The sequence below is a fragment of the Paenibacillus sp. fava2 genome, assembly GCF_058313675.1.
Window position 1 is genome coordinate 4,928,837 of the sequence record NZ_CM177755.1, and the last position, 12,259, is coordinate 4,941,095.

A 12,259-nucleotide genomic window follows, 5' to 3' on the forward strand; every position below is an offset into this window, starting at 1 on the left:
TTACAGCTCCCTTCTTTCCTTACGGGCCAGATACAGGAAGAAAGGCACGCCGATCAGGGCGATTATGGCACCGAATGGGGTCTCATGCTTGGGAATAATCATTCTTGCCGTCAGATCGGCGAAGATCGCCAGCAGACTGCCGAGCACTGCCGAGCAGGGAATAATCCACTTGTAATCCACCCCGACCAGATAACGCGTCAGATGGGGGATAATCAGGCCGATGAAGCCCACTGCCCCGACCACTGATACTGAAGCCCCCGCCAGAATCAGCACGATTAATGCCCCTGCCAGCTTGACCAGCCCTGTACGCTGTCCAAGCCCCCTGGCAACATCTTCACCGAGACTGAGCATAGAGATGGATCTGGACAGGACGATTGCTCCGATAATTGCTCCGCCGATCCACGGGAACATGATCTTGAGCTGGAACCATTTCGTTCCGGCTACTCCTCCGGCATACCAGAAGGCCAGGTCTTGTCCGATGTTAAAATATAACGCGATTCCTTCACTGAGCGCGGATAGCAGCGCACTGAAGGCCGCGCCGGCCAGCACCAGCCTGGCTGGAGTCAGACCGCCCCGGGACATCGAGCCAATCCCGTAGACAATTCCCGCACCCATACCTGCGCCAATAAAGGAATACAGGATCAGATACATAAACGGAAGCTGCGGGAAAAAGGCAAAGCATACCGCCAGCGCGAATCCGGCACCGGAGTTAATCCCCATAAGCCCCGAGTCCGCCAGCGGATTACGCGTCATCCCCTGCATAATAGCGCCTGCAACAGCAAAGCTTGCACCAACCATCGCCGCGCCGAGCACCCGGGGCATCCGCAGCTCGCGGATAATCTGATGATCCGTCAGATCCGGATTAAAATGAAATACAGCGGTCCATACCACGGACAGCCTGATATCCGCCGCTCCAAAGGACACGGAAACTGCAATGCCGAACACCAGGGCAATCAGACCGCATATCAAAATTAGCGTTGCCGCCCACGGGCGTGAACGAAACTTCACAGGATCCGCAGTCCGGGCCTGCCCTTGTCCGGCAGTTGCCTGTTGATTCATTACCCTCTCACCCATTCTCTTGAAATTGATTCTCATTATCACTATAGTATTGTATTGTAAGACAGATTACCATGGTTTGGCAATGGACAAATCCAAATGTCCTCCCAAAAAAATCTATTGCCAGCGTTTTATTCTGCCGCCTGCATACGAAAAAGCCCCGTTGTCCTCTGCCGCAGCAGAGCATAACGGGGCACTGTGAAGCGCTTACTTTTATACATTTTGCAGAGCGCCGCCGAATATTTTTCGGATCATCCCCTGCAGTTTGCCGATATGCGGGACAAAGGGACTTTTATCATACACATAATTGGACTGGGTTACCAGCTGCGAATAGACCAGAAACAGCTGCGCTGCCAGTTGCCTGTCAATCTGCTGCTCCTGCCTAATTACAAGCTCTATTTCCTCAAGTGCGGCATACAGTCTGGCAAAGGCGGGCTCATTGATCATTTTCCGGCGCAGCGGTTCTATGATATCGGTTACAAGTGCATCAACGGACTCCATAAGAGCCTGAATCTTCTCATCCATACGCAAGCCTCCTGCTGCAGTAGAGTAGATGATGACTTCTACCATTCTATGTACGCCATGGTCCGGGCAGACCTCTAGCCTGCTCTGCTCCGTCTGCCATGAACTGTCCGTTACCGTGTATATTCTTCGTACTCCTCTCTGTCGCTGCGTCTGCTGCCTGTGTATCCGTTATACATATATTCGTCATTCTTCAATTTATAAATGGCCCCCATGCCGCCGAACACAAACAGCAGCAGGATCATAAGCCTGAAAGCATACGTAAATGCACCGATATAAAAGCATACCCCGATGGATACGATGAGCAGAACCAGCAGTCCGAGCCCGATGCGGGACAGTATTTTTTTCATCAGCATAACCTCCGTTTTTTGATCACGAGCTTATTTAATAATGAACCGCACGAGCCTGCGGCAGTTTTTCTTTGCCAGAAATAAAATGCAACCTAAGAGAAACATCATTGCGATTATAGTGATTTGGCTCCAATCCCATCCTTCGGCTGATCCGTAAAAAAGAACCGCTATTCCGGCCAAAATGTTGATCGTTAACGGAACCAGTGTCATAGTCAGCACGAAATGCAGCGCGTAGTAAACGATATGCTGAAGCTGCTCTGCCGCGAAGGAAAGCTCCTGCCGTGGATCTGCGATACTTGCGGATAATTTCCCACTTAGTACCACTAAAATAATTCCGCTCAACAGAGTAAGTACAGCCGAATACAAATCTTCTATTTTTGCCATTACCAGCAGCTGAAGATAAGCTTCAAGACTAAGGAAATACGCTCCATAGCTTAGAATATCAAGAAATCCTGTTACGAATAAATACACTCCGTAAAGCCTGTAGCAGATTTTGAGCACACTGAAATATGTAATATTGCCCGTTGCCTGGCTGTCCATGTTCATCTCCTTGTTAATGGATATCGAGTTACCCTTCTTCAGCTGCTCTCACCCAGCCGCACACTGTAGCTTTTATACCCTTCCTCACCAATCTCCAGGCAGTTCATCTGCTTCCCGTATGCGCAGCCGCCGTCTATGCCGATTTTGTCGCCGTGCGGGCTGAACCAGATGCCGGGGTCGTCCTGGAACTCGAAGGTTGGGGTGTGGCCGAACACAACGGTTTTGCTTGTATTCGTTACCGGATGATTGTAGAACGGCTCCCTGATCCAGATAAAATCATAATCCTTCTGCATTCTCCAGTCCGCCAGCGCCGGATCGATCCCCGCATGCACAAACAGATGGTCCTCCGTCTCATGATACAGCGGCAGTGAGCTTAAAAAATCCAGATGATGCTTGTACGCCTGTCTGATCCAGTGCTTGATCCGGATATACTCCGCCCAGCCCAGGTCCTGCTGCACGAAATCCGCATCCGCCCCTGCGTAGCTGGCGAGCGTATAAAACCCGCCGTTGTTCAGCCAATGCAGGTCGAGCTTGTCCTCATCGTCGCTGAGCAGCGCATCGCAGGCCATTTTGTCGTGATTACCCTTCAGGACAATCGCCCCAAATTCCGCATGGAGGGACATCACCTGATCCACTATGGCCTTGCTGTTCGGCCCCCGGTCCACATAATCGCCGATAAGCGCCAGCTTGTCCCGCTCCGGGTTATAGTCCGCTTTCCGCAAAAGCGCGTTAAATTCCCGGTAACAGCCATGAATATCACTGATCACTAAGGTTCTGATGATCTTCCACTCCTTCCCAGTCATTATCAGAACCTTATTATAGCATCAAAAGCTACATGCGCATGGGTCTTTGCGCCAGACTGTCCCACCGCCAAGGAACCGAGTGTCCATGCAGATGCAGTCCTCCGTACCACACATCAATCCCCTGTGCAGCCACCCGGTCCTCTATACCGTCCAGCACCTGTTCTCCCAGCGTTGCAGCTGTTACTTTGCGGTTCAGAAAATCCGGCACCTGCCGGAAATCCCAATGGTCCGCAGCCTCCGCACCGTCAATTCGGATTAGCGGGTTCGCTCCTTGTACCATCCCGAGCAGATACAGCCAATATTCCAGATCGCCCATCCCGAGCACATGCAGCTCATCGGTCACCTGCCGGAACAGTTTCATCGGAGTGTCGGCTCCGCTGCGTATCTTAAGCAAGGTCGTTTGCTCCACGATGCCAAGCCCGTTCTCCACCGAAGGCAGGCGTGACAGATGAGCCTGGAATGCTGCATAGGCAAACGTGAGAGCAGATGCCTGCAGCTCTTCTTTTCTCAGTTCGAGCAGATCAGCCATCGGCTCAGGTGAAGAGGCGGCATAGGCTTGCCACAGCTCGCTGCCCAGCTCCAGCTCTTCAGGCCCGATACTCCGCCATGTTCCATTCAACGTACTGAGCTGCTCCGGAGTCAGCTGGCCAAGCCCGTGAAACAGCTCTATTCCGGGAAATTCCCCGATGCAGAGCAGACTGAGTCTGGTGCTGCCTAGTCTCTGCCCCTTGAACCAGTGCAGCAGGCAGGCCAGCATACTCTGGTCGAACAGGTCATGTTCAAACCAGAGCACCACTTCCTCATAGCGGCTGTAACCGCGCAGCTGCTCCTCCTGTTCCGCACAGCCTGCCATATATTCCGCTGACGGGATGCCCATAGACTGTTCGAGTATTTTGGCGCGGAAGGCACGCTCCTGTTCACCTGCAGTATTCACAAAATTCGGCCCGGCCGAATACACTTCCCTCCAGACCAGCACATCCCCCTGCACGATGCCCTGCTTCAGCATATTCCCCACACTATCTCCGTTCACGATATGCAGCATATTCCTGCCTCCTTCATATAAGCTGTTGAACACCGAAGCCAGGTCGATGACAGGCAGTGCTCCGCGGAGCTTGCGCCGGGCATCGAAGAGCCGCTTTTTGAGCGCGGATTGCGGGATGTTCAGGTAAGCAGAGATTTCCAGCAGGGAGTAGCCGTAGAAATAGAACAGCTGCAGCGGCACCCGCAGCCGGTCACTCAGCTCCGCCACCGATTGCTGCAGAATGCGTGCGCCCTCTTTTTGCTCGGCAAGCTCAGCTACTGTCTGTGACCCGTCCGTCAGATGGGATGCGTCTTCCAGTGGAAGGCTGGCATACCGTTTACGCCGCAGCGCCCGCTGGCACTGTCTGACGACGATCGTCTTGAACCATCCCGGAAAAGCAGCCGGCTGTTCAAGCCTGCCGATATGCGTATAGGCTTCCAGAAACGCCTCCTGCACGGCATCCTCCGCCAGATGCACATCCCTCAGCCTGTCATACGCCACCGCAAACGCCATCCCGCGGAAATGCGCCACCAGCCGCCCGAACGCTTCCGTATCCCCTTGCTGTGCTTCCTCAATCCACCGCGTCTCCATGCCTGCCGGACCTCTTTTCACATGTTCTTATCTATAAGTGCCGTTTAGGGGCTAAAAGGTTACCTTGTGTTGGATAACTGTAGCATATGGAATGGGATGGGCAAAAGGGGGTGGGAGTGGCTACGGAGAGCGAGGGGGTACCGGACTAGCAAATCTGGAGAGTTGGATATGTATCATTGTGAATTGATATTAAGTAACGTTGGCAAAGGTATATAGTTATCTGCTAAGTTATGCCTCCATATGGCTTCAACCTCAGGCCCTCCGATATTAATCCCTAAAAAGGACGGATCGATAAAGATTTCCTGCTGATTTAACAAAACTATTTTCAAGGCGTCGCATATGAGTTTCTCAGTCTTACTTTCCATATTGTATAACACAATTTTCGCTACCTTATTATCGGTCAAAGGATTGTTAAAAACAAAATTACCTATTCTTGCTTTTGCCAAAATGACATCTTCAAGATCTACTTCGAATTGAATACTATTCACTACCGTAAGTGCCAATTTCGAATATTGCTCAATCGTTTCAATTTTAACCAGCACTTCTCCAAATTCGACGAAAAGGCGGTCCGTTAAGGTAACGAATTCGGCTAGTCCTGATTCCTCCAAGTCTACAACGCCTACTGAAAAAATTTCATGCAGACGGTGATTTTTCATTGTAGATAGTATTTGATCAATTTGCATGTAAAGCCTCCCTAACCTGCCGCTCCAGCTCTGACTCCTCTTCCCCTAAATCTTTAGCTGTGACCATGTACACATTATTATGTACGATCTCTACAACCTCTGCGTCAAAATAAGCTTCTTCAAACCGTTCAAGCAGATTATCCCGCTCATCGGCCAAATCCTGTGTATTCTCAAACTCGTACACATGCAGGGTCTGGTAGGTAAGCGGAAAAATAAAGGTTACTTGTGCGTTCGCAGTTTGGCTGATGATTGTGGGGGGGTCGCAGCACTTGCTTCTTTAAAAACCATTTTATGATCATCCAGCAGCTTGTTGACATCGCTCAGTCTCATACGCACTTCTTGGGCCGGTTGTGGATTGGATTGACAGGCAGTTAACAAGAAAAGAGTCAGAACAATCGCGCTGAAGGTGTTGAATGCTTTTTTCACAGTGGTATTTCTTCCTCTCTCTCTACTAGATCTGGTCCTTCAAAATATAGTGTATGCCAGTATCAAACACCGATTAATGGAGATATATCAATTGAATAGGTCAGCAGAAGCTGATAAAACAAAGCAAAAATGAACAAAAGCAGCATTGAGATAAATATGTATTTTAAGATAAGGAGCTTAACAGCATATAGAGGCATTTTTTTAACAGAGATATTATATAAGCTGTTTCCTGCAATCATCATGAGGCATAAGGGGATCAATTTGACCGGAAGCAGGTAATACCATTTAGGAACGCCCGTGACCCATATGGATATGCAATATCCGCATAAATACACCGGAACATAATATTTAAGTCTCTCCTTAATTCCCTACACCTCCGATATTCCTAACTATGTGTAAACTGTACCTCAAGATATTACCGCTCCACATCAAAATAAAGCACATTATGCTTCTGATCAAAATAAAAATGGCCCGTGTAGCTGGAACTCTTTATATAGGCATCAAAATCATCACTGTTGCTCCAATGCTGAAGCTTGCCTTTAAAATCATACTGCAGCTTTGGAATGATCAACTCGTTCTCCCAGGCATAGTCCTTTTTAAGCGATGCAGCGGCAGCTTGGCTCAGAAACACATAGCCCCGCAGTACATAATTAGTCGGCCCAAAATCTCCGCCGATGGTGCTTCCGCTCCAATAGACCTTATCAATACCTGTCAAATTAGGGAACCGCTCGCTGATCGGTTTGATATCGGTCCGATAGCTAATCTCGGCTTGACCTGAGGAATACCCGGAGTACAGTGTAATACCGATAAGCAGAACCAGTATGACGCTTAATGAGAGCAGCTTTTGCATCGTGTGAACTTTTATATTCACTTTCTCTGCCTCCTTTTATTCGAATAGGTTATGCCCCACCAATATCGTGTATTAGACTAAGCAGCATCCCCCTGGCACGCTCATGATCCTCCAGATCCGCTGAGATTGTGGGATAATGATTCAAACTACTCTGGATAAAACCATACGCCGGATAGCGCTCAAAAAAGCTCTTTTGCAACAGATCAAGCTGCCTCTCAGGAATCTCAGCAACAGAGTTATGAATAACGTAACTGACCGTGCCGGCGATTAACGCACAATATTCACTGAAGTCTACGCCAAACGATCCCTCTTTTAAATGTGCAAAGGCTTCTGCAAAATCCTCCTTCAAGTGTGCTGAATCCTGATAAGGAAATGAGCGGTGTAACGTTTTATAGACTAGTGTCAGCTCTTTATTAGCTGCTGATTGGTCTGTCATGCTGGACTCCTCTCTAAATCCCCATACACGCGGCTCCTCCAGTAAAAGCCAACCATTGACCTCATCATATCCGCTGACAGTTGCTTCAACTAACAAGCCTTTATGAATACTGCGATGCCCGGCATGTGCAGCACATTCGTCATAGTCAGCAAGTCCGAGGGCTTTATTATCCGGGATGCTTACAATAACTCCATGCGGATATAGCACTTCTAGATAGCCGAATATTTTGGTGCCCTGTGTAAAGGTATGTTTAGTTTCGAGCCAATCCGGCAGCTGCTCCTTGATGAGTTTATTCCAGACTGCCTCGAATGCGGCTTGGGAGATGGACTCCAGTTCAGGATCGTCTAATTGCAATTTATGTTCTGCCAGGAAAAAGTCATCTTTTTTCACATTAGAAATCCTGCTCGCCTTGCCCTCTTCCAATAGCATTTGTCTATAAACTACGCCCTCGTCATCTGCTTCGAAATACCATTTTTGCCCGTCTGAATATAGCAGCAGGTAGATCATAGCAGGCTCGCTTCAGCATCTATTTCAAGCAACTCTCCAAACATCTGCTCAAAAAGTTCTCTACGCTCTTCTAATTTAAGTGTCCCTGGATCAAAATTAACCCGCACCACCGCTGCTTCACAGTCCAATGCTTCAACAGCTTCTTCGTCCAGAGAAATTTCGATTGAGCCTGGTTTAAGCAGCACTTTTTCGATTCCGCCATACTGTGACTGTGATTCATCGTTGTAAGTAATATGGGTTTTATCAAAGCCCAGCGCCAGGTCCTGTTCATCGGGATGCATTGTTTTTTGGAGGAGGATATACTCTTGCGGCTCATATTGGTCGTCAGCGAAGCCTATCATTAGAACATCATTCTCGTCATCAGCCTGTGCGTATATAAAACTTGCAGTAAATGTGCTCATACTCTCCGCCTCCGTGGTTCCTAATTTATTCAAATAAAAGGTTCATTGTAAATAATTTCAACATCCATACAGGATAACCCTTCTCTTGTACGAAATTGTAGTCAGAATATGGTGAATGAACGTAGAAGTAAGCGAAAAAAGAGCAGCGTTCCTCCAATTAAGGAAAACACTGCTCTGGTTATGTCTAAATCCTATTAACTATCTCGTTCAGTCTCCAATCTCTTTCTAATAAAATCTGCACATTCCTTCACCAGCTCATGTAGCTGCTCCGGGTTCGTGCATCTTTTTTCCAGTGCCGGCTTTTCCCAATCCAGATTTTTAATCACAAGTACCTTAAATACTCTCCGGTACCAGCCAACATCCAGCGTATAAGAATCTTCTCGATAGGCAACTTGAAAAATGTCCTCCTGATCGAGAAATTTCGTTCCGTCATAAGTAACGATTCCCGGGGAAAAGTCTATATCGTCGAACATGCGGTGTGTGGCTCCTTTGGATTGTAATTAATTTAACAGGCTAACTGAGGTTAACTCATTCTGCCGAGTTCATCTACAATAGTCTCTCGCACTGACTCAGGAGTTTTATTCTCCAGTATTATAAGCCGCAAAAGCACACTCATTGTCTGCCGGAAGCTGACCGGACTTGATCCCACTTCCCCGTGAGCCCCGGTATGAATGACTATCGTTCCTGATGGCAGAAGAAAAGCGGGATCTATAGATAACGTATGTATTTCATCGAACATTGCAATAATATATTCCTCCGGAATTCCGCGTCTGACTTCTTCTGGCTGTAAAGCAATTACATCTTCAATGATCTCATCATCGTTGCTGCCGATCCCGGCTTGAACCACCAGTTCGGCAGCATCAGACGGAAAATATGAAATTCCAATACAGGCATAGTTACTCACCATCCGGGCAGCTAGTACGAGCTCTAATATGAGCTTGCATTGCTTTTTACATGCACAGTTTATCAAAGGAAAGGCGCGCTCGACTTTCTCCCTCGCTGGGTAGGCCTCAAACGGGGATTCATCCAGCCAAACTCGGGCACGACGATAACTGCCAAGGTCGTTAAAGTTCATCAGCATTATGGGGTCCTCCGGGATGTTGTTGAATGCATTCATTCTTGTAGTTGGCTGTACCCGCCTTTATTAAGCAACAACTCTTCAAAATCACACGAAGCCACAGCTTTATAACCTCTTTCCCATAATCCTTCGAGCAGGCATGAGATTGTAGAAATATATGTTTCTGTGCGAATACCTTTACTCGGTTCAATTTCAATTAAATTTTTTGAGAACAAAAATCCGTCAGGGAGTACTTTCCTTTTCTGTTCGTTAAAATCATCATTTCTTATAACATCGAGATCACAAATCCCATGGACTAAACTCGAATACGGCCCCGGTTGGCCACCAATAGCTCCGCTAATATCAGACAATATGATAGATCTATCAAGGTCAGTATCCAAATAAATTTTGCAAAACAGATTTAAGTTGTGATGTGGCATCTTTTCACCTCAAAGATATGAAATGGGAACTGATAAATAACCCACTCAAGTGCCGCTACATTTTAACCTGCAAAGTCTCAAGTCTGATACCCATGTCACGTAAGATTAAACTAAATCCTTCAAATTTGCTCTTCTCACAATGAAATAATATCTTAAACGGTGTAGGAGGAGTAGAGTGTGAGCCATATTCTCGTCCGCTTTCCCATTCTTTTGCTGATGTAGACAGTAACTCAAGCAAGTATACAAAATCACTCTTCCCAAGATGAGTTATATTCTCTGCATTACTGATACACAGCACAAAGGCATCAGCCGCTATCCATTCCAAATCATTCAGGCAATCATTGAAAGCATCCCAATTTTCACCAAAATAATACGGGAACTGGAGTACAGCAGAGAATTCGTCATAGAGTCCGTTCACTGTTTTACATTTCTTGCCTCTTATCATGCCTGCAAATATATTCTTTTCGGACACTCGGTTCAACTTCCATTGAAAATCACAAAAATCCGAAATACTACAATCCGTTATATAGAAATGCGGATCGCCTAATAGGACATCATACGTGTTTGTAAACATAGATTTCTCCTGGGCCATCCATGAAAGTAAAGTTCAACTCAGAAAAAAAAGAATCTCCCATTTGAAAATAAATTTCTCCGGTGATAGAGTTCCGGTTGCTTAATTCGAGGGATGTCTCATTCATTATAATATTAATCAACGTTTGGCCAACTTCTGGTTATAAGTTAATAATTTCATCACGCATCTTACATAGCAGCTCCGCTTCATTCATTGTTAACGGAAACAAATCACCATCTTCAAAAAGATTTTTCTCAGCTTCATCATAACTATCTGCGTATTCTAAAACGTATGATTTTAAACCCCTAATAAAGGTTAGCTTTAAATACTTTCCTTCAGATGTATAAACGACGGTATTATTGATTATTACTTCCTTGTAGTTCAGTTCTTTAAGCAGTGAGACTATTTTAGTTCCCGTTTCCTTCCTTATGCGCCTCTGTTTATTCCAAATCCGCATGTTCATTATATTTATCATAATCCACCCCCAAAGCAACTTCTTTCGCTTCACTCATCTTCCCCTCGCCTAAAAATTGAATAATATCAGCTGCCTCGTCCTCCCAATCAGGGCCATAAAATGATAAATAGCCGGCAAATTCTCGAAGATGATCTAGCACTTTGTAGTCCAGGATAATGATCTGCTGATACACCTTGAACATGACTTCAACAGGCATCAAGTATGACTCCTGATCCTTTTCTTTAATAAAAACTAACACCGATGCATCTGAATTGTTCTGTTCAATCTTTTCTATAAGCAGCCCAACTGTATCTTCAAAATCCCGATTCCATTTCTTTTGTTCTTCCACTGAGAAATGCAGCCAGTTCATCTCTTGTAACTGCCAGATTTTTGTTGAGAGATCAATTATATTCGGCAACTTTCCTTACACCTCACAAACTGCTATTCCTTTAAATAACCTTCACCAGCACACCTTCCAGTTTGTAATTCTCCAAATTATCAATATCTACCCATGGCAATTCAGATCCTCTTAAGCCGTAAAACCTTACCACAACATCCTCACCATCATAGGACAAAATTAAATGAAAACTTCTTTCAGGATACTCTGTTTTTAGTTTTCGCTCCCATTCATTTAATAGGCTCAGAGCTGATTGTAATAAAGATACCGGCGTTACTTCCTGCGTAAATAGTGTATCCATATGAAGATGGTTGAAATCTGCTTCCATTGATGTCCGGTCATCGTAACGCGTTGCGCTAAAACTCTCCGGTAAGGTTACATTCTTTAGACTGTTCTCGAGTAATATACAATCCTCCCATAGTGTGAAGGAAAACCAATTCGGTTCGACTTGCTGGACGGGATCGCTTTTATTAATACCTTTTATATAACTTTTCATTAATTGGTTCAGTAGCAATTTTAGGCCTCCTGCAAGTTTATTTACTCAAGGTTTAGACTAGCGTCGAAAAGTAAGCGAAACATATTAACGAGGTTCTTCGACTATGTTCCGTTATGATTCAGTTAATTGAGCGCTCCTACTTAAATCATAATACCGTATCCGCAAATAATATAGCTCTAACGGACCCAGATGATCTTATTTTTGCTAAAAGCCGCCTTTGGGGATTCTAACGGACTCAGGTGCTCTTATCTGCGGTGATTTACTCCAAAAACGTCTGTTTGGGAGGAAATAACGGCGCTGGGGTCCGTTAGAAATCTGAATAGTGGTCCAGAGTAAAAATAAGGGCTGTACGGTCCGTTAGCATCCTCCGGCACCATCTTCAGCTACTGGAGGAGCGAAATCAGTGCGTATGCCCGTGGAATCAGGTACCAGGCGTGTAACCGGTAGCGCTAATTCCACTTTCTGCATTTCAAAAGCAAAAAAAACCGCCCCTCCCGAGGCGGTTTAAACCGTACCGTATACTGCACCCGTCACATCATTCTCCATACCCTGCTCAAAGGACCGTACTGCGTTCCCAGCATTTACATTTACTAGCTACTCTCACTACTTATGCTACTTGCTACTCTCATCCCGACTGCCTCGACTTTTACACTCACTT

General features: G+C 46.2%; 19 protein-coding genes. All 19 read right to left on the reverse strand.

The features are described from left to right. Positions 1 to 1,059 carry a FecCD family ABC transporter permease gene (locus AC4G46_RS21710; protein WP_491124534.1) on the reverse strand — a complete coding sequence of 353 codons (1,059 nt, stop codon included), beginning with the start codon at positions 1,057 to 1,059 and terminating at the stop codon, positions 1 to 3. 210 nt (positions 1,060 to 1,269) lie between these two features. Further along, positions 1,270 to 1,581, reverse strand: coding sequence for a hypothetical protein (locus AC4G46_RS21715; RefSeq protein WP_491124535.1), 312 nt, complete (start codon positions 1,579 to 1,581; stop codon positions 1,270 to 1,272). A gap of 110 nt (positions 1,582 to 1,691) precedes the next feature. Next, positions 1,692 to 1,928, reverse strand: coding sequence for a hypothetical protein (locus tag AC4G46_RS21720; protein ID WP_277468477.1), 237 nt, complete (start codon positions 1,926 to 1,928; stop codon positions 1,692 to 1,694). A 30-nt stretch (positions 1,929 to 1,958) separates the two neighbouring features. Next, positions 1,959 to 2,468, reverse strand: coding sequence for a hypothetical protein (locus AC4G46_RS21725; RefSeq protein ID WP_491124536.1), 510 nt, complete (start codon positions 2,466 to 2,468; stop codon positions 1,959 to 1,961). A gap of 38 nt (positions 2,469 to 2,506) precedes the next feature. Then, a complete protein-coding gene (locus AC4G46_RS21730; RefSeq protein ID WP_491124537.1) occupies positions 2,507 to 3,271 on the reverse strand; it encodes a metallophosphoesterase family protein in 765 nt (254 codons plus the stop codon). Between the two features lie 28 nt (positions 3,272 to 3,299). Then, positions 3,300 to 4,883: a sigma-70 family RNA polymerase sigma factor gene (locus AC4G46_RS21735; protein ID WP_491124538.1), complete on the reverse strand. Its 1,584-nt coding sequence runs from the start codon at positions 4,881 to 4,883 to the stop codon at positions 3,300 to 3,302. 173 nt (positions 4,884 to 5,056) lie between these two features. Further along, positions 5,057 to 5,566, reverse strand: a complete 510-nt coding sequence (locus AC4G46_RS21740; protein WP_491124539.1) for a hypothetical protein — start codon at positions 5,564 to 5,566, stop codon at positions 5,057 to 5,059. Further along, complete coding sequence (locus AC4G46_RS21745) at positions 5,556 to 5,750, reverse strand: hypothetical protein (RefSeq protein WP_491124540.1); 195 nt, start codon at positions 5,748 to 5,750, stop codon at positions 5,556 to 5,558. Before AC4G46_RS21745 ends, AC4G46_RS21740 begins: the two co-directional genes overlap by 11 nt. A 35-nt stretch (positions 5,751 to 5,785) precedes the next feature. Further along, complete coding sequence (locus AC4G46_RS21750; protein ID WP_491124541.1) at positions 5,786 to 5,992, reverse strand: hypothetical protein; 207 nt, start codon at positions 5,990 to 5,992, stop codon at positions 5,786 to 5,788. A 415-nt stretch (positions 5,993 to 6,407) separates the two neighbouring features. Further along, the gene (locus AC4G46_RS21755; RefSeq protein WP_491124542.1) at positions 6,408 to 6,863 is read right to left on the reverse strand and encodes a hypothetical protein; all 456 of its coding nucleotides are present in this window, start codon (positions 6,861 to 6,863) and stop codon (positions 6,408 to 6,410) included. 28 nt (positions 6,864 to 6,891) lie between these two features. Then, positions 6,892 to 7,785, reverse strand: a complete 894-nt coding sequence (locus AC4G46_RS21760) for a YxiJ family protein (protein WP_491124543.1) — start codon at positions 7,783 to 7,785, stop codon at positions 6,892 to 6,894. Continuing rightward, positions 7,782 to 8,186 (reverse strand): Imm10 family immunity protein, encoded by a 405-nt coding sequence (locus tag AC4G46_RS21765; protein ID WP_491124544.1) that lies wholly within the window; start codon positions 8,184 to 8,186, stop codon positions 7,782 to 7,784. The genes AC4G46_RS21760 and AC4G46_RS21765 overlap by 4 nt, the downstream gene beginning before the upstream one ends. 194 nt (positions 8,187 to 8,380) lie before the next feature. Then, positions 8,381 to 8,659 (reverse strand): hypothetical protein, encoded by a 279-nt coding sequence (locus AC4G46_RS21770; protein WP_491124545.1) that lies wholly within the window; start codon positions 8,657 to 8,659, stop codon positions 8,381 to 8,383. Between the two features lie 50 nt (positions 8,660 to 8,709). Further along, a complete protein-coding gene (locus AC4G46_RS21775) occupies positions 8,710 to 9,267 on the reverse strand; it encodes a hypothetical protein (RefSeq protein ID WP_491124546.1) in 558 nt (185 codons plus the stop codon). 32 nt (positions 9,268 to 9,299) lie between these two features. Beyond that, positions 9,300 to 9,683, reverse strand: coding sequence for a 1,4-dihydroxy-6-naphthoate synthase (locus AC4G46_RS21780; protein ID WP_491124547.1), 384 nt, complete (start codon positions 9,681 to 9,683; stop codon positions 9,300 to 9,302). 55 nt (positions 9,684 to 9,738) lie between these two features. Further along, entirely contained in the window at positions 9,739 to 10,275 is a 537-nt protein-coding gene (locus tag AC4G46_RS21785) for a barstar family protein (protein WP_491124548.1), read from the reverse strand. Between the two features lie 139 nt (positions 10,276 to 10,414). Further along, positions 10,415 to 10,717: a hypothetical protein gene (locus tag AC4G46_RS21790; RefSeq protein ID WP_491124549.1), complete on the reverse strand. Its 303-nt coding sequence runs from the start codon at positions 10,715 to 10,717 to the stop codon at positions 10,415 to 10,417. Further along, the gene (locus AC4G46_RS21795) at positions 10,695 to 11,126 is read right to left on the reverse strand and encodes a hypothetical protein (protein WP_491124550.1); all 432 of its coding nucleotides are present in this window, start codon (positions 11,124 to 11,126) and stop codon (positions 10,695 to 10,697) included. The genes AC4G46_RS21790 and AC4G46_RS21795 overlap by 23 nt, the downstream gene beginning before the upstream one ends. 31 nt (positions 11,127 to 11,157) lie before the next feature. Further along, positions 11,158 to 11,619 carry a PM0498 family protein gene (locus AC4G46_RS21800; RefSeq protein WP_491124551.1) on the reverse strand — a complete coding sequence of 154 codons (462 nt, stop codon included), beginning with the start codon at positions 11,617 to 11,619 and terminating at the stop codon, positions 11,158 to 11,160. Between the last annotated feature and the right edge of the window lie 640 nt (positions 11,620 to 12,259).

Excerpts from the sequence above, each read along its gene's own strand:
- AC4G46_RS21785 (WP_491124548.1), bottom strand. The coding sequence starts at position 10,275 with ATGGCCCAGGAGAAATCTATGTTTACAAACACGTATGATGTCCTATTA.
- AC4G46_RS21725 (WP_491124536.1), bottom strand. The coding sequence starts at position 2,468 with ATGGACAGCCAGGCAACGGGCAATATTACATATTTCAGTGTGCTCAAA.
- AC4G46_RS21780 (WP_491124547.1), bottom strand. The coding sequence starts at position 9,683 with ATGCCACATCACAACTTAAATCTGTTTTGCAAAATTTATTTGGATACT.
- AC4G46_RS21760 (WP_491124543.1), bottom strand. The coding sequence starts at position 7,785 with ATGATCTACCTGCTGCTATATTCAGACGGGCAAAAATGGTATTTCGAA.
- AC4G46_RS21765 (WP_491124544.1), bottom strand. The coding sequence starts at position 8,186 with ATGAGCACATTTACTGCAAGTTTTATATACGCACAGGCTGATGACGAG.
- AC4G46_RS21740 (WP_491124539.1), bottom strand. The coding sequence starts at position 5,566 with ATGCAAATTGATCAAATACTATCTACAATGAAAAATCACCGTCTGCAT.
- AC4G46_RS21710 (WP_491124534.1), bottom strand. The coding sequence starts at position 1,059 with ATGAATCAACAGGCAACTGCCGGACAAGGGCAGGCCCGGACTGCGGAT.
- AC4G46_RS21775 (WP_491124546.1), bottom strand. The coding sequence starts at position 9,267 with ATGCTGATGAACTTTAACGACCTTGGCAGTTATCGTCGTGCCCGAGTT.
- AC4G46_RS21790 (WP_491124549.1), bottom strand. The coding sequence starts at position 10,717 with ATGAACATGCGGATTTGGAATAAACAGAGGCGCATAAGGAAGGAAACG.
- AC4G46_RS21730 (WP_491124537.1), bottom strand. The coding sequence starts at position 3,271 with ATGACTGGGAAGGAGTGGAAGATCATCAGAACCTTAGTGATCAGTGAT.
- AC4G46_RS21720 (WP_277468477.1), bottom strand. The coding sequence starts at position 1,928 with ATGAAAAAAATACTGTCCCGCATCGGGCTCGGACTGCTGGTTCTGCTC.
- AC4G46_RS21735 (WP_491124538.1), bottom strand. The coding sequence starts at position 4,883 with ATGGAGACGCGGTGGATTGAGGAAGCACAGCAAGGGGATACGGAAGCG.
- AC4G46_RS21715 (WP_491124535.1), bottom strand. The coding sequence starts at position 1,581 with ATGGATGAGAAGATTCAGGCTCTTATGGAGTCCGTTGATGCACTTGTA.
- AC4G46_RS21770 (WP_491124545.1), bottom strand. The coding sequence starts at position 8,659 with ATGTTCGACGATATAGACTTTTCCCCGGGAATCGTTACTTATGACGGA.